Origin of the sequence: Synechococcus sp. PCC 7502 (assembly GCF_000317085.1) — a bacterium.
Classification (GTDB): domain Bacteria; phylum Cyanobacteriota; class Cyanobacteriia; order Pseudanabaenales; family Pseudanabaenaceae; genus PCC-7502.
Genome location: NC_019702.1, coordinates 1,215,927 through 1,233,816, shown reverse-complemented (window position 1 = coordinate 1,233,816; position 17,890 = coordinate 1,215,927). Strand labels below are relative to the sequence as shown.

Sequence of the window (17,890 nt, the reverse complement as noted above, 5' to 3'; positions counted from 1 at the left end):
CTTGCAAAAAAGCTGAACAACTCAGGGTAACGTAGAATAGGGTTATTAATGTTACAAAAGTTTAAAATCTTCCATGGAATTCCAGTTTGATTCAATTCCTGATGCACTGCACGCCCTAAAGTCAGGTCATTTAATTGTGGTAGTTGATGATGAGAACCGTGAAAACGAGGGAGATTTAATCGGGGCAGCCCAGTTTGCAACTCCAGAAATGGTCAACTTCATGGCAGTTCACGCCAGAGGTTTAATTTGTTTGGCAATGCAGGGCGATCGCCTCGATCAATTAGAACTTCCTCTGATGGTTGATCGCAATACCGACAATAATCAAACCGCCTTTACTGTGAGTATTGATGCTATGAGTACCTCCACAGGTATTTCTGCTGAAGATCGCTCCAATACTATTCAACTAGCAATTCACCCCCACGCCAAGCCCAATGAGTTTAAGCGTCCGGGGCATATTTTCCCGTTGCGATCGCGCACTGGTGGAGTCCTAAAACGGGCTGGACATACGGAAGCGGCTGTGGATTTAGCAGAAATTGCTGGTCTATATCCCGCAGGTGTAATCTGTGAAATTCAAAATGATGATGGTTCCATGGCAAGGTTACCCGAATTGGTGGAATATGCCAAAAAACATAACCTCAAGCTTATTAGTATCGCCGATCTAATTAGTTACCGATTAGCCCATGAGCAGTTTGTCCATCTGGAATCCGTGGCTGAATTACCCACCCAGTTTGGCAATTTCACGGTGTATGCCTATCGTAATAGTTTGGATAACACTGAACATTTAGCGATCGTTAAGGGCGATAAAAGCCGATTTAAAGACGAAGAAGTGCTGGTGCGAGTCCATTCTGAATGCTTAACGGGAGATGCCCTAGGTTCCCTGCGCTGTGACTGTCGGGGACAACTACAAAGTGCCTTAAAGATGATTGAATATGCAGGTTCAGGGATTGTAGTTTATCTGCGCCAAGAGGGCAGAGGGATCGGGCTGATCAATAAAATTAAAGCCTATAATCTCCAAGATGCAGGTCTAGATACCGTCGAGGCAAACGAAAAACTAGGGTTTGCTCCCGATCTGCGTACCTATGGCGTTGGCGCTCAAATTCTCCATAATTTAGGGGTCAAAAAAATGCGCCTAGTCACTAATAATCCCCGCAAAATTTCTGGTTTGAAAGGCTTTGACATCCAAATTGTCGAGCGGTTACCTTTGCTAATTGAAACTAATGAGTATAATTCACGCTATTTAGAAACAAAAGCAGAAAAATTGGGGCATTTTATCCCCTTGGAAAAATTTTAGAGCAATCTAATCAGCCTCTTACTAGCTCGAGAGCGATCGCTTTATTGTCAGGTTTAGAGGTTAATATGGGAAAAAGTATATGCCCCGATAGAAACAATTAAGCTATGACTGACGTTCCCGTATCTCGAATTCGTAACTTTTCGATCATTGCCCACATCGATCATGGGAAATCTACCCTTGCCGATCGCTTATTGCAAGCTACAGGTACCGTAAAGTCACGGGAGATGAAAGAACAATTTCTGGACAACATGGACTTAGAAAGGGAACGGGGAATTACGATTAAACTCCAAGCGGCACGGATGGATTACACAGCCCAAGATGGCTTAGCTTACGTTTTGAATTTAATTGATACTCCGGGGCATGTGGATTTTTCTTACGAGGTATCTCGAAGTTTGGCTGCCTGTGAAGGGGCTTTACTGGTAGTGGATGCTTCCCAGGGCGTAGAGGCTCAGACATTAGCGAATGTTTATTTGGCTTTAGAGAATAATCTGGAAATTATTCCCGTATTAAATAAAATTGATCTCCCTAGTGCTGAACCAGAACGCATTGCTACGGAAATCGAAGAATTAATTGGCTTAGATTGTTCCGAAGCGGTTAGAGCTTCTGCTAAAGCGGGAATTGGCGTTCCTGAAATTTTAGAGGAAATTGTTAAAAAAGTACCCGCCCCCAAAGATACCGTTGATCAACCTTTGCGATCGCTAATTTTTGATAGTTATTATGATGCTTACCGCGGCGTTGTTGTCTATTTTCGGGTCATGGATGGCACAGTTAACAGGGGCGATCGAGTGCGCTTCATGGCATCAGGGCAAGAATATGTAATTGATGAACTGGGAGTCTTGGCACCAAATCAAATTCAAGTGGAATCACTCCATGCGGGAGAAGTAGGATATTTAGCCGCCGCCATTAAATCCGTAGAACATGCCAGAGTTGGCGATACTATTACCTCTGGACTAAATCCTGCGCCAGAAGCATTACCGGGCTACATTGAAGCAAAGCCTATGGTATTTTGCGGTATGTTCCCCACCGATGCCGATCAGTTTGAAGACCTTAGGGAAGCATTGGAAAAACTCAAACTTAATGATGCCGCCTTAAATTATGAACCAGAAAGCTCCAGTGCAATGGGATTCGGCTTCCGTTGTGGCTTTTTGGGATTACTGCACATGGAAATTGTCCAAGAGCGACTGGAGCGAGAATATAATCTGGATTTAATTGTGACCGCTCCTTCAGTGATCTATCGGGTGACAAAAATTAAGGGTGAAGTGGTGTTAATTGATAATCCCAGCGAACTGCCTAACCCTCAGGAACGGACAAAAATTGAAGAACCATACGTCCGACTGGATATTATGACTCCCCAACACTATATCGGTACGCTGATGGAGCTATGTGAAACCCGACGAGGTAATTATATCGACATGAAATATATCACCAAAGATCGAGCTACCTTGACCTACGAAGTTCCTTTGGCAGAAATTGTGACTGACTTTTTTGATCAAATGAAGTCCCGCACTAAAGGCTATGCCAGTATGGAATACGAGGTGATTGGCTATCGGGAGAATGATCTAGTCAAAGTCGATATTCTAGTGAATGAAGAACCCGTCGATGCCCTTGCCTGTATTGCTCACCGTGAAAAGGCTTATCATTTAGGTAAAAATTTAGTTTCTAAGCTCAAGGAATTAATTCCCCGTCACCAGTTCCAAATTCCTGTCCAAGCAGCGATCGGCACAAAAATCCTTGCCCGTGAGAATATTCCTGCGATGCGAAAAAATGTGTTAAGTAAGTGTTACGGCGGTGATGTATCTCGAAAGAAAAAACTCTTAGAGAAACAAAAGGAAGGAAAGAAACGGATGAAATCAATTGGGGTTGTGGATGTTCCCCAAGAGGCGTTCATGGCGATTTTGCAATTAAATGGCGATTAGTATTTTATTCCTTCGTAAGTTCAGCCGTAAGTTCAGTAAGTGGGCAAACATAAATAATCTAAAAATAGAAAGGGAAGAAGCTCTGGAGTGGGTTTTAGTTTTTCTGCTCTCAAAATTAGAACGCAAGGCAACCTTCGATCGCATATCCAACAAGATTAAGTCTTTGATTGACACATTTATCGACAGTATGGGCGGGGCTGTTTAATATTTCTTGAATTAAATTAACAACTAAATTATTGTTTAATCATGGACAATCATAGGTAGCATAAAACTATAGTTTTTGGAATCATTAAATATTACTACTTAGCTATTTAGTAGTTAGCTTTTATTCCTAAGTCTTGGTGGAGTCGCTTATACAGAGTGTGGCAGATAAGATCAAACCCAAGCTTTAATAAACCTATGCTTAATCGTTCCAATGCTCTTACTTTCGCCCAACGGCAGACGGCGATTATTCGTGATCCCTTGGTTGTGTCACCGCATACTTTGGCAATTGAGGCGATCGCCCAGATGAGTGGAGTGTTAATTAGTTATGCAGAAGCTTCAAAAGAATTTATTGATTTTCCTCTAGAGAATTTACATGAGAGTATAAGCAGAGCTAAATCTAGTTGCATTATCGTTGTCGAGCATAAGCGTTTAGTTGGTATTCTGACGGAACGAGATGTAGTAAGGCTAATTGGGCAGCAGCAGGATTTACGGGTACCGATTTCCAATCTGATGTCTCATCCTGTAATTAGTTTACAGGAGTCTAAATTCACAGATTTATTATCAGCCGTAAGTTTATTTCAACAGCATCAAATTCGCCATTTACCTATGCTTGACGATGATGATCATTTGGCTGGTTTATTAACCCAAGAAAGCTTACGCCAAACCTCCCATCCCATTGACCTTTTGCGGTTGCGCCTGGTGAATGAAGTTATGACCACGGAGGTAATTTATAGCAAAGATGATGTTTCAATTTTAGCGATCGCCGCTTTAATGACAGAGCAGGAAGTCAGTTGCATTGTTTTGATTAAGGAAAGAGAATCTCTAAAAATTCCCGTGGGCATCGTTACCGAGCGAGATATTGTGCAGTTTCAGGCACTGAGCTTAGATTGGGTAAATTGTCCTGTGCAATCGGTCATGAGTACGCCAGTATTTGCGATATCGCCCCAGGAGTCTTTGTGGGCTGTGCATCAAATCATGCAGGATAAGCGCATCCGCCGTTTGGCAGTGACTGGAAGCCAAGGTGAATTATTGGGAATTGTAACTGAGAGCAATCTACTACAGGCACTTAACCCCTTGGAGCTATATAAATTAGCTGAAGTCCTAGAGCAGAAATTAATACGATTGGAAGTTGAAAAAATTGAGCTTTTAGAAAAGCGCACACTTGAGCTAGAGCAGGAGATAGAGAGGCGCACAAATACACTAAAGGTAAAGTTAGAACGGGATCAATTACTGGCAAAAATTGCCGCAGAAATTCGCTCATCCTTAAGCCTTCAATCAATTTTGGATACGACCGTAGAACAAGTCCGCCAAGTTTTAGGTTGCGATCGCACTAATATTTTTCGGTGTGAAGCTAATGGCGAGATGTTAATTGTGGCTGAATCTACGAACTCGGAAATATCTCTAATCGGTGAACGTATTCAAGATAGTTGTTTTCAGCAAGATTGGTCAGAAATTTATCGCCAAGGGCATATTCGAGTTGTCCCCGATATTTATGCGATTGAAATGACAGATTGTCATCGGGAATTATTAATCCGCCTCCATACCCGTGCCAAGATGATAGTTCCGCTTTTGTGTGGTGATCAACTGTGGGGATTACTCAATGCCACGGAAAGTGAATTTGCTCGAAACTGGCAACCTGAAGAAATAGAGTTATTAGAATTATTATCATTTCAATTAGCGATCGCCCTGCAACAAGCCACTACCTACGAACAATTACAGCAGGAATTAATTGAACGCCAACAAACGGAAGAGTGGTTACGTCACAGTAAACAGCAGTATGCCTCTTTAGTCGCGGCATCGCCAGTGGGAATTTTCCGAACGGATGTCTCTGGACTATGTATTTATGCCAATCAACGTTGGTGCGAAATTGCCGGAATTCCTTTAGAAGCAATCTTAGGAGATCAATTACAACAGGCATTACACCCTGATGATCGGGAGCGAGTTGCCCTAGAACGTCAAAAAGCTGTAGCGGAAAATCGTCCTTTTAAGTTGGAGTATCGTTATCTAAGTCCAGAGGGGGCAGTGGTTTGGGTCTATGGACAGATCGTTGCTGAAGTGGATAGTAATGGGAAAATTAATGGGTTTTTAGGCACAATTACTGATATTAGCGATCGCAAAGCTTCAGAACAGGCTCTCCAAATTCAACGAGATTTTAACCGCTTAATTGCCGAAATTATTGGTCGATTTGTGGATGTCAGCCCTAATGACCTCAATGCCGAAATTCAACATACCCTCGATCTCATTGGTGAAGTTACCCAAGTTGATACCTGCTACATTTTTGCCTATGACGAGATCAGCCGTACCACAAGCATGACCAATGAATGGGTTAAAGCTGGGTACCCCGCCCAAATTGGTGTCGCCCAAAATATTCCCAGTTGGATATTATTCCCGTGGAGTAGTCCTTTGATTATGGCAAGGGAGACTGTATATATCCATGATGTCAATGATTTACCTCCAGCAGCAGCGATCGATCAAGCTAATTGGCAACAGTTAAACCTCAGATCAATTTTGATGGTGCCGTTAGTACGAAAATCAGTTGTGACTGGGGCGATCGGATTTGCCACCTTTGGTGAGGTGAATACTTGGGGTCAAGAAAGTATTAGATTACTGGGCGTGATGGGGCAAACCATTGCTGATGCCCAAGAGCGAGCTTACGATCAACAACAACTTGAACTGCTGTCCGATCGCCTGCAAGAGGCACAGAGGATTGCCCGTATCGGCAACTGGGAGCAGAATTTTAGTAATGGGAATCTGTATTGGTCAGATGAAGTTTATCGGATATTTGAGATCACCCCAAACACCAAGAGTACCGAGGGGGGACTAACTGAACTTACCCTTCAGGTATTCCAAAATGCTGTGCATCCAGAGGATCGTGAGGCAGTTGCTCAAGCATTTAATAACTCCGTTCGCAATCGCACTCCATACATGATTAGGCACCGTATCCTATTGGCAAATGGACAGGTTAAGTATGTCCAAGAACAGGCAGAAACTATTTATGCTGAAGATGGCAGCCCAATTTTGACAAGGGGTACTGTCCAAGATATTACTGATCTTATCCACTATGAACTACAGCTACAAGAACTAAATACCGAGTTAGAAAAACGGGTGGCACAGCGCACAGCCCAACTATTTGAGCGAGAAAATCAGTTAAATGATTTCTTTGATAATGCCAATGATTTAATTCAGAGTGTTTTTCTGCCCGATGGTAGGTTTGAATACGTTAACCAAGCTTGGCGGGAAACCCTAGGTTACTCAAAAGCAGAAGTGGTTAAACTTACAATTTTTGATGTGCTACATTCCCACTCTCAGATGCCATATCGGGAAATTTTGAGACAAATGCAAGCGGGTATCCTCACCAAAGTTGATTGGGTCGAGTTGGTATTTTTAACCAAAACTCAGCAGGAAGTAATTGCTGAAGGTAGTATTAACTGTCGGATGAAGGATGGGGTACCTGTGGCAACCCGTGCTATTTTTCGAGATGTTACCGATCGCAGGCAAGCCGAGCAGATTATTCATCAACAGGCAAACCGTGAAAAACTCCTACGGGAAGTGACCCAACGCATTCGCAAATCCCTCAATCTACAGACGATTTTTGATACTGCTTGTTTAGAAATTCGCCATGTTTTGGGGGCAAATCGAGTGGGAGTCTTTAAGTTTTACCCTGAATCTGGTTTTGATGATGGTGAATTTGTGGCGGAATCAGTTGTAGATGGCTTTCCCTCCGTTCTTGCCGAGCGAGTTCATGATCACACCTTTGGTGAAAATTATGCTTCTCTCTATGCAAAAGGCAGATATTATGTCGCTGAGGATATCTACGAAAATGGGCAAAGAGAATGCCATGTCGATATTTTAGCAAAGTTTCAGGTGCGTTCTAATCTGGTAGTTCCCTTACTTTCTGCGGATCAACTGTGGGGTTTATTGTGCATTCATCAATGTGCATCCACACGCAAATGGCAGCAGCCTGAAATTGATTTTACCCAGCAGCTTGCGAACCAGTTAGCGATCGCCATTCAGCAAGCCGATTTATTCCAACAGGTACAACAACAACTCACGGAACGACAACTAGCAGAACAACAACTCACCGAGCGCAACCAACAATTAGCAGCTTCCAATGATGAGCTCGCCCGTGCCACCCGACTGAAGGATGAATTTCTCGCCAATATGAGTCACGAACTGCGAACTCCGCTTAATGCGATTTTGGGGATGACTGAAGGACTGCAAGAACAAATTTTTGGGAATGTGAGCGATCGCCAAATTAAGGCTCTGCAAACCATTGAACGTAGTGCTTCCCATTTACTAGAGCTAATTAACGATATCCTTGATGTTGCCAAAATTGAATCGGGACAAATTGAACTCGACTGCACCCCCACAGCGATCGCTCCTCTGTGTAATTCCAGTTTGGTATTTATCAAACAACAGGCACAAAAAAAAGGCATTCAAGTGGAAATGATCGTGCCACCCAATCTACCTGATTTAGTTATAGATGAACGGCGTATCCGTCAGGTGTTAATTAATTTACTTAATAACGCTGTGAAGTTTACCCCTAAAGGTGGACGTATTACCCTTAAAGCCAGTTGTAAAAAACTGATCATTAAACCTAGCCAGTCACCCTTACAAGGGATTACAAAAGTTAGAGTATATAAAACCTTAGCCGAGCAGGAATTAGGAATTCCCCCCCAAGAGGGAAGTGTGGAAGTGCGGGATTCTCTTCGCATTGCTGTGAGCGATACAGGCATTGGCATTGCCTCCGAAAATATTAGTAAACTATTTCAGCCTTTTGTACAAATTGATAGTGCGCTCAATCGTCAGTACGCAGGTACAGGATTAGGACTTTCGCTCGTCAAACGCATTGTGGAAATGCACGGTGGCAAAGTTGGTCTTACCAGTGAGTTGGGGGTAGGCAGTTGTTTCACCATCGATCTTCCCTATCCAGCACCAATAGTTCGAGTGCCAATAGTTACGGATGAAGCGAATTATGAACTGGATCAAGTTTCTGATCAATTTGAACTACCTCACGGGCAAAGTCCGTTAAATAATCAACAAAATATTCCAGAAAATAATCAGCCCATCAAACAACCCCTAATCCTATTAGCAGAAGATAACGAGGCAAATATCAGTACCTTTACCAGTTATCTCAAGGCGAAGGGTTATCGCATTACTGTGGCAAAAAATGGCGAAGAAGCGATCTCTCTGGTTCAAGCCGAAACCCCCGATCTAATTTTGATGGATATTCAAATGCCAGTTATGGATGGACTAGAAGCAATTAAGCACATTCGTGAAGACCTTAAATTAGTAGATATACATATCATTGCCTTAACAGCCCTAACAATGCCCGGCGATCGGGAAAGATGCTTAGAAGCAGGAGCAAATGACTATCTTGCCAAGCCTGTCAAACTAAAAGAACTAACTCAGATGATTCAAACTCTGTTAACCCATTAGAAGAGATATCTATGATGAGTACTTCAAATCCCCCCATCCCCAACGATTTACTGTCTGCGATCGACCGTAATCCTTCGGTGGTGACAGCAGATACGACAGTTATGGTAGCGATCGCTATGATGGGTGAAACTGGTTCAAACTATGTGCTAGTGGTGGAAAGTATACAACCTGAAAGAGCAGGCTTGATTGGCATTCTGACCGAACGAGATATTGTCCGCATTTGCACCCAGCCCATCCCCCTAAACCAGTTGCCAATTCAGACGGTGATGAGCCATCCAGTTACTACTCTCCATGAATCTGCGCTTACGGACATCACTAATGTCTTGGAGCTATTGCAGCAGAATCGGATTCGGCATTTGCCCATCCTAGATGATCAAGATCGCATCGTGGGGCTACTAGACAAAGACTCCTTAGTTGAGATCGTGCGTAAACAAGCCGAAATGAACCTCTTGCAACTCAACAAAGACTTAGAAGCGAAAGTGAAACAACGGACTGCTGCCTTACAAGCTAGCGAACTAACTAATCGCACTATGCTGGAGGCGATTCCAGATTTGTTGCTACGACTTCAGCGAGATGGCTCTTGCTTGGCTTACATCAATCCAGGAATTGAAACTGGGGATTTTCTGCCAATTGTCAATCATATTTCCGAAGTTCTACCACCAGATTTGCTCCAAAACCAGCTACAAATTATCGGGCAGGCGATCGCCACAGGTGAACTGCAAGTCTATGAACACAGCTTTCTCAAGCAGGATCGTGTAGTTTACGAAGAAGTCAGGATACTCGCAATTAATGACCAAGAAGTTTTGGCTATTGTGCGGGATATTGGCGATCGCAAACAGGCAGAAGCAGCCTTACATAAACTCAACCAAAATCTTGAACGCAGAGTGGAGAGACGTACTGCCGCTTTGCAACGGAGTGAATCCCGTTTGCGGGAGGCACAACAGATTGCCCGTCTTGGTGATTGGAACCTAGACCTCCTAAACCAGAAACTGATTTGGTCTGCTGAAGTTTTTAAGATTTTTGGTCTCGACCCTAATCAGCCTGAACCCACCTATGAAGAAATGCTCCAATATTATCCATTGGATGAACGAAAGCGTGTCACTGATTTTGTAGATAGAGCAATTCAGGGTGAACCCTATGAAGCAGACTTCCAAGTTATTCGAGCCGATGGTTCCTCTGTGCATACTTTTGCCAAGGCAGAACCGATCTGGGATGCGTCAGGGCAGGTGATCGGATTATTTGGAATTGTCATGGATATTAGCGATCGCAAAGCCATCCAAGAAGCCCTACAACACAGCGAAGAACGCGCCCGTGCCACTTTATTAGCCTTACCCGATTTGGTATTTCGAGTTAACCGTGATGGTCAATATTTGGATTTCCTCACATCACCTCAAGGTAAAAATCTGGTTGATCCTGATCAAGCGATGGGCAAAAGTATATATGAGGCTTTGCCAGCAGATATTGTCCCAACTCATTCAGAAACTAAATATGCGGCTCTGCAGCAAGCCCTTGCCACTCAAACCGTGCAGAGCTACGAACAAGAGGTTTGGATTGAGGGCAAACTCCGTCACGAGGAAGTGCGCGTTGCTCCATGCAACCATGATGAAGTAGTCTTTTTTGTGCGTGATATTAGCGATCGCAAACAGATTGAGAAGTCTTTGCGAGAATCTCAACAGTTTATTCAAACCATAATTGATACTATTCCACTCTCGTTATTTTGGAAGAATCGAGAGTCTGTCTATTTAGGATGCAATCAGCAACTTGCTGCAATCCTAGGTTTGTCCTCAACAACCGAAATTATTGGCAAAACTGATTTTGATCTTTCATTTTTGGAAGCCGAAGCGATCGCCTATCGTGCCGACGATCAGCGTGTTATGGAATCTGCTGAACCCAGATTAGTAATCGAGGAAACCCTAACCTTACCTAATGGTGAACAGAGATGGTTAGAAACTCACAAAGCCCCCCTGCGAGACTCGGAAGGTCAGATTATTGGTTTAGTAGGGATAACTCAAGATGTCACCACTCGCCGCCAAACTGAAGCTAGATTAAAACACCAAGCCGAACATAAACGCCTATTAGGATTGATTATAGAACGGGTGCGATCGTCTTTAAACTTAGAAGAGATTCTTAATGACACTATTAAGGAAATTCGTCAGGTTTTACAGTCAGATCGAGTGTTGATCTATCGTTTGGCTCCAAATGGAGCAGCGTCTGCTATTACCGAAACTGTTTTGCCAAATTGGCTCAAAATTCTCAATATCGAATTTCCTGAAAGCGTTATTACCCAAGACAGATACGATTACTATGTCCAAGGAGCAGTATTTACCTTTTGCGATCGCGAAAATGATAACCAGTCAGTCTTACCGAGCGTGCGTGAATTCTTTGCCAAAATCCAAGTCAAAGCCGCAGTTGTAGTTCCAATTATTCAGCATCAAACTCTCTGGGGATTTCTGAGCGTTCATCAATGTGATTTTCCACGCCAGTGGCAAGACTGGGAAATTAATTTACTGAAACAAATTGCGAGCCAGTTGGCGATCGCCATTCAACAAGCCAGCCTACACCAGCAAATTCAGTCTGAACTGTTGATAAGGCGGGAAACTGAAATAAAACTCACCAGCAGTAATGAAGAACTCTCAACCATTAACGAAGAACTTGCCCGTGCCACCCGCCTCAAGGATGAGTTTTTAGCTAACATGAGCCACGAACTCCGCACTCCTCTCAATGCGATCTTGGGCATGACAGAAGGTTTACAAGAGCAAGTCTTTGGTTCTGTAAATGAGCGGCAAATCAAAGCATTACAAACCGTAGAACGTAGCAGTAATCATCTACTGGAGTTGATCAACGACATCCTCGATATCGCCAAAATCGAATCTGGTCAGATGGTACTAGACCGTAACCTCTGCTCTGTATCTCTACTCTGTCAATCTAGTCTTGCCTTCGTCAAACAACAGGCACTAAAAAAAGGCATCCAGCTAGAGATTAAAATCCAACTGAATCTACCCGACCTGCTAGTGGATGAGCGCCGTATCCGTCAGGTGTTGATCAACCTGCTTAACAATGCCGTGAAATTCACCCCAGAGGGAGGACGCATCACCCTAGAAGTTAAACAACTTCCCCCCATATCCACTACAGATTCCGCATCGCCACAATTTTTACACATTGCTGTAATCGATACAGGTATTGGGATTTCACCAGAGAATATTAAAAAACTGTTTCAGCCCTTTATTCAAATTGATAGTGCCTTAAATCGACAATATGAAGGAACTGGTTTGGGGCTTGCACTCGTTAAACGTATTGTCGAACTCCACGATGGCACTGTAGGACTAACTAGCGAACTAGGTGTGGGAAGCCGCTTTACAATCGATCTACCCTATGATCTTAATTTTGCCATCTCACCTGAAGCGATCGTAGAAGATAAATTAACCACCACTTCAGAATTAAGCTCCTCAGACAACAAAGCCCTGATCCTGCTAGTAGAAGATAATGAGGCAAATATCAGTACCTTTACCAGTTACCTCAAAGCAAAGGGCTATCGCATTACTGTGGCAAAAAATGGCGAAGAAGCGATCGCTCTGGTGCAAACCGAAACCCCTGATCTAATTTTGATGGATATTCAAATGCCGGGTATGGATGGCATCGAAGCAATTAAGCACATTCGTGAAGACCTTAAATTAGATATACATATTATTGCTTTAACAGCCCTAACAATGCCCGGCGATCGGGAGCGTTGTCTCACCGCAGGAGCTAATGATTATTTGGCTAAACCTGTTAAGTTAAAGCAATTGGTAAGCACTATCCAAGCAGTTTTAGCAGTTTCTTAGGCGGATATTAAGCCCATATTTTTAGATACCTTAAAAAGCATCTTCAAATTTATTAAAAAATCAATGCTGTGGATTTGCTAATTAGTCACTTTCTTTAACTCTAGTCCCACTAAAACCTTTTCTTGATTGGACAAATCACCAATAATTTGTTTAAAGGGTAGAGGTAATTTTTTAATTAAAGTTGGCACGGCAATAATTTGATCTTTTCTGGCAATATGCGGATGCTCAATTAAATCAATTACTTCAATCCGATATTGTCCATCTAGGAACTCATCACAGATTTTTTGCAAATTGGCGATCGCTAAAAGTGACTTAGCTGATTTTCCCGCCACATATAGTCGCAGTTCCCACATTTCATGTTCAGATAAATTAAGCTCATCCAGTGAATTAGTAGACATTTACCTCGCTATCTCCATCTCAAATTTAGCTTCTATCACTTTAGTCAGCATTGCGTAGTTCTGCCATACTATCGCGATCATCAAATAAAATCTGTTGATTTACCTTCTCCTGACGATTCGACATATCTAATTCTTCCCGTTCCGTTGCTAACTGAACTTCAAGGGCAGCGATCTGGGCGCGGATAAATGCTTGCTGATAATCAAATCGCCGTTTTTTACGCTCAAACTCTTGCTGTTGGCTTAATTTATCTGACTTTTCCTGTGCCTGTTGAGCGGCTCGGGCTGTCCCCGTCAGGAAACCATGCGCCCCTAGATAAACATCTACCAACTCCACTCCTTCACTGGTGACCAGAAATTCCCGTACTTGGTTGGAATGATTCATGCCACGGGATTTGAGAATGCTCAAAGTGCGATTACGCTCTCCATTGGTTTCTATGGTACGGAGTTCTAACCAAGTATCCATGAGCGAGGAGATATTAACTTCGATAGATTCCCCCAAATTCCCAGACTGAAGCAGATTAGTAAAAAAAACTGTAATTTGTTGAGCCTTAAACAGATCGATCAGGCGCATCAGAAAGTTTTTAGTTTGGTTATGGGTTTCAGTGGTCGCAAGATTACTCATGGGATCGATGACAACGGCGGTCGGCTGAAATTCATTTACCCAAGCAAGGATTTTGATTAAGCGCATTTCCAATCCATAGGCAGTGGGGCGGACTGCTTCTAGTCGCAGTAATCCACTGTCGATATAATGGTTTAAGTCTAATCCAATGGAACGTTGGTTTCTCAAGATTTGTTGAGGAGCTTCTTCAGTTGCTAAATATAAACAGCGTTCACCGCGATCGCAAGTTGAGGAGGCAAAATAACCAGCTAAGGTAGTTTTACCTGTACCTGCCATTCCCGTTACTAAAATGCTGCTGCCCCGATAATAGCCACCACCGTCTAGCATCGTATCAAGGCGAGGGATTCCTGTGGAAATCTGTTCTGTCGAAATATCATGGTCTAGCTTTAGTGAGGTAATCGGGGCGACAAAAATACCATTTTCCTCAATTAAAAACGGGTATTCATTAACTCCATGCCTAGTCCCTCGATATTTAAATATTTGTAAATAACGGGTGCTAATTTCTGCAACAGTTCGCTGCTCCAGCCGAATCACGCAATCTGAGACATATTCTTCCAATCCCTGGCGAGTTAAGGTATTTTCTCCCCGTTCACCTGTAATAATTGCAGTTACACCCTGTTGTTTTAACCATCCAAATAAACGCCTGATCTCCGCCCGTACGATATTGGTATTATGCAAACCTGCGAATAAGACCTCAATTGTATCCAGAACTACCCGCTTTGCTCCAATTTCGGCGATCGCACTACCAAGTCTGATAAATAAGCCTTCAAGATCGTATTCACCTGTTTCTTCTATTCCCAGAGGATTAATATAAACATGGTCAATAATGAGCTTGCCATCGGTTACTAGCTGATCAAGCTCCCATCCTAAGGAAGCCACGTTTTGGGTAATTTCCTCGGCTGTCTCTTCAAAGGTCATTAGCACACCCGCTTCACCATAATCCACGGCTCCATGTACCAAGAACTCAACTCCTAGCAGGGTCTTGCCACAACCAGCAGAACCACAGACTAAAGTTGGTCGCCCTTGTGGTAGTCCGCCACCCGTAATTTCATCTAGTCCATGAATCCCCGTCAGGCATTTGGGTAATTGCGGTTTGAGATTATTAATTATTTTGAGCATAAAACTCGATTTGGTGTCACCATAATCTTGGAATCTATCCTAATTATTGTTGCTTAATTATGTCAAAGTTATGTTTCTCTTTTAGTCGTAAGAGATAATAGACGTGATATTGCCTAAGTGGGTAGCTATTAGTTAACCTTCGTAACCTCCCGTGACCAAAACCTTTAGTGCCTCGATACTAGCGCAGGCGATCGCTCAAGATCTGCTAATTATTAGTGCGGAGTCTTGTCTCGGTGATGTATTAGAGTTAATTAAGCAAACCCATGAGCATAATTCTGGGCAATCAGGAGAAAGGATAAAATCGCCTAGAAATGGTCACTTATGTGTTTTGGTAATTGCTGATGCTCAAATTGTAGGAATTTTAACTCAGTCTGATCTATTGCGATTAATGGTCATAAACTCAGGCGGTAAGGAAATTCGTAATGAAATTAAGGTTGCCGAGGTGATGACTCAACCTGTGATTACATTACGAAAATCAGAAGTTGAAGATGCTTTTACGCCTCTGAATTTGTTACGCCAACATCACATTAGTTATTTGCCACTTGTAGATGAGCATAATTATCCGATTGGGCTTTTTACTTTAAATGATCTATTGCCAATTATTGATTTCACAGAGATCAATAATCATAGGGAAAAGATGCAATCCGAATCATTATTAACAGCGATCGCTAATCGCATTCAAACTTCATTAGACTTACAGATTATTCTCGATACCACAGTTCAAGAAATTCGGCAGTTTCTGCAAACCGATCGAGTAATTGCCTACCGTTTTGAACCCGACTGGAGTGGCATCATTGTTGCCGAATCGGTTGTACCTCAATGGAGTTCACTCCTAGACAGAACCATCACTGATCCACACTTTCAAGAGCATATGGTGGAGCCTTATAAAAATGGACGCATTCAGGTCACAGATAATATTTATCAAGGGAACCTAACTGAGTGTCATAGAGATTTTCTGATTCAGATTGAAGTGAAAGCAATTATTGTTGTACCGATCTTGAATGGCGATCAGCTTTGGGGATTATTAGCAGCACAAGAATGTGCCAAAGTTCGCCACTGGGAAGGATTAACCATATCACTACTGCAAAACTTGGCTACGCATATTGGAATTGCCATTCAGCAATCAAGTACAATGATGCAATTGCAGCGTCTCAATCAAGAACTAGAAAGCAAAATCGTAAAACGGACTACTGCCCTACAAAACAGTGAGAACCGCTTAGATTTGATTGTTTCTAATATCTCGGAAGGAATTTTAATTGCCAACCAAGAAGGGCGTATAGTTTTTGCAAATCCATCGGCGAGTAGAATCTTTGGGATAGAGGTTCAGCAATTGAAGGGGATACTTATTGGCGTACCCAACATTGTGCATAATCAATTTGAAATTACCTATTTCTCCCATGATGGCAAAATTGGCGAAAGTGAGTTTCAAGTTGTGCCAATTACATGGGATCAAGAACCTGCATATTTGATATCTATCCACGATATTACCGAACGCCAACAAGCTGAGGCAAAGTTACTAAAAACTCAAATGGATTTAGCAGAGGCTCAGAAAATTGCCCATGTCGGCAGTTGGGAATTTGATGTGTTCACCCAAACGGTTTCATGGTCACCTGAGCTTTATCGCATCTTTAAGCTTAATCCAGAGGAAATTGAGCTTACCTACGAGGAGATCAGTAAATACTTTCATCCTCCTGATTGGCATACTTTAGATGATTTAATTACCCATGCTATTAAATTTGGTGAGTCCTATGAAGTCGATTTACAGATTATTAGGGGCGATGGTTCCACTGGTTATATCTTTGCTCAGGGTAATCCCAGACGTAATGCGGCGGGGGAAATAAGTTATCTGTTTGGCACGGCTCTGGATATTAGCGATCGCAAACAAACGGAAATGCAACTGCAACTAACTAACCAAGAACTCTCTCGTGCCACCCGCTTAAAGGATGAGTTTTTAGCCAATATGAGCCATGAACTTCGTACCCCCCTCAATGCCATTTTAGGTATGACCGAAGGATTGCAAGATGAAGTCTTTGGTTCTGTAAATGAGCGGCAGATGAAAGCGTTGCAAACAGTGGAACGTAGTAGCAGTCACCTGTTGGCGTTAATTAATGATATTCTTGATGTCGCTAAAATTGAATCAGGACAGATTGAACTAGATTTTGCTCCCACTAATATTTCGACCCTATGCCAATCTAGTCTGGCATTTATTAAACAGCAATCTCTGAATAAGCGAATTCAGTTAGAGATTAAAGTACCCCAAGATTTACCTGAGCAAATGCTAGATGAGCGACGGATGCGGCAGGTATTGATTAATTTGTTGAATAATGCCATGAAATTTACGCCAGAGGGTGGACGGATTTCTTTAGAAGTTTCTCAGCAGCAAAATTGGCTCCACTTTGCGATCGCTGATACAGGGATTGGGATTTCTTCAGACAATATTAAAAAGTTATTTCAGCCTTTTGTCCAAATTGATAGTGCCTTAAATCGTCAGTACACAGGCACAGGTTTGGGACTGGCTCTGGTTAAACAAATGGTGGAGTTGCATGGTGGCAAGGTAGGTTTGACCAGTGAATTAGGCATAGGTAGCTGCTTTACGATTGATCTGCCCATAGTTTCTGATAGCATTTCTAAAGCGATCGCCTCTGATCAACCTCTTGATCAACCCCTAAAAAACTTAGTAACGGATTTACCAGACGCTGAATATAAACAACTATCCCCTTTGATCCTCATAGCTGATGATAATGATGCCAATACTATAACTGTCTCTAGTTATTTGAGTGCCAAGGGTTATCGGATGATCTTGGCTCAGAATGGTAAAGAAGCGATCGCCATGGCAAAAGCCCATCATCCAGACATAATTTTGATGGATATTCAAATGCCAGTCATGGATGGACTAGAAGCTATTAAACTGATTCGGCTCGATCCCGACTTAACTAAGATACCAATTATTGCCCTGACAGCCCTAGCAATGCCCGATGATCGGGAGCGTTGTCTCACCGCAGGAGCTAGTGATTATTTGGCTAAACCTGTTAAGCTAAAGCAATTGGTAAGCTCTATACAACAAGTTTTAGGAGTTTCTTAGG

Annotated in this window: 7 protein-coding genes and 1 pseudogene; 6 read left to right on the top strand and 2 right to left on the bottom strand. The window is 42.7% G+C overall.

Features of this window, described 5'->3' with window-relative positions; all coding sequences use genetic code 11:
* Positions 1-73: 73 nt before the first annotated feature.
* The 5 genes and pseudogenes from ribBA to SYN7502_RS05930 all read left to right on the top strand — a co-directional run.
* A pseudogene (ribBA, locus tag SYN7502_RS05955) lies at positions 74-1,273 on the top strand (bifunctional 3,4-dihydroxy-2-butanone-4-phosphate synthase/GTP cyclohydrolase II); the annotation flags it as partial.
* Between the two features lie 122 nt (positions 1,274-1,395).
* A complete protein-coding gene (gene lepA / locus SYN7502_RS05950; RefSeq protein WP_015167970.1) occupies positions 1,396-3,207 on the top strand; it encodes a translation elongation factor 4 in 1,812 nt (603 codons plus the stop codon).
* On the top strand, positions 3,197-3,412 hold the full coding sequence (locus tag SYN7502_RS05945) for a hypothetical protein (protein WP_041429275.1): 216 nt from the start codon (positions 3,197-3,199) through the stop codon (positions 3,410-3,412). Before lepA ends, SYN7502_RS05945 begins: the two co-directional genes overlap by 11 nt.
* Positions 3,413-3,606: 194 nt before the next feature.
* Positions 3,607-8,850 carry a GAF domain-containing protein gene (locus SYN7502_RS20465; protein WP_015167969.1) on the top strand — a complete coding sequence of 1,748 codons (5,244 nt, stop codon included), beginning with the start codon at positions 3,607-3,609 and terminating at the stop codon, positions 8,848-8,850.
* An 11-nt stretch (positions 8,851-8,861) separates the two neighbouring features.
* The gene (locus tag SYN7502_RS05930) at positions 8,862-12,671 is read left to right on the top strand and encodes a PAS domain-containing protein (RefSeq protein ID WP_015167968.1); all 3,810 of its coding nucleotides are present in this window, start codon (positions 8,862-8,864) and stop codon (positions 12,669-12,671) included.
* Positions 12,672-12,748: 77 nt separating this feature from the next.
* Here the strand turns inward: SYN7502_RS05930 and SYN7502_RS05925 are convergent, their stop codons facing one another.
* Together SYN7502_RS05925 and kaiC are read right to left on the bottom strand one after the other, a co-directional pair.
* Positions 12,749-13,069, bottom strand: coding sequence for a circadian clock KaiB family protein (locus SYN7502_RS05925; RefSeq protein ID WP_015167967.1), 321 nt, complete (start codon positions 13,067-13,069; stop codon positions 12,749-12,751).
* 40 nt (positions 13,070-13,109) lie between these two features.
* Positions 13,110-14,807, bottom strand: coding sequence for a circadian clock protein KaiC (kaiC, locus tag SYN7502_RS05920; RefSeq protein WP_015167966.1), 1,698 nt, complete (start codon positions 14,805-14,807; stop codon positions 13,110-13,112).
* A gap of 151 nt (positions 14,808-14,958) precedes the next feature.
* Between kaiC and SYN7502_RS18170 the strand changes: the two genes are divergently transcribed.
* Positions 14,959-17,889 carry an ATP-binding protein gene (locus SYN7502_RS18170; protein ID WP_015167965.1) on the top strand — a complete coding sequence of 977 codons (2,931 nt, stop codon included), beginning with the start codon at positions 14,959-14,961 and terminating at the stop codon, positions 17,887-17,889.
* Position 17,890: the final 1 nt, after the last annotated feature.

Coding starts and splice junctions, on each gene's coding strand:
- SYN7502_RS05925 (WP_015167967.1), bottom strand. CDS start 13,069: ATGTCTACTAATTCACTGGATGAGCTTAATTTATCTGAACATGAAATG.
- kaiC (WP_015167966.1), bottom strand. CDS start 14,807: ATGCTCAAAATAATTAATAATCTCAAACCGCAATTACCCAAATGCCTG.
- SYN7502_RS05930 (WP_015167968.1), top strand. CDS start 8,862: ATGATGAGTACTTCAAATCCCCCCATCCCCAACGATTTACTGTCTGCG.
- lepA (WP_015167970.1), top strand. CDS start 1,396: ATGACTGACGTTCCCGTATCTCGAATTCGTAACTTTTCGATCATTGCC.
- SYN7502_RS05945 (WP_041429275.1), top strand. CDS start 3,197: ATGGCGATTAGTATTTTATTCCTTCGTAAGTTCAGCCGTAAGTTCAGT.
- SYN7502_RS20465 (WP_015167969.1), top strand. CDS start 3,607: ATGCTTAATCGTTCCAATGCTCTTACTTTCGCCCAACGGCAGACGGCG.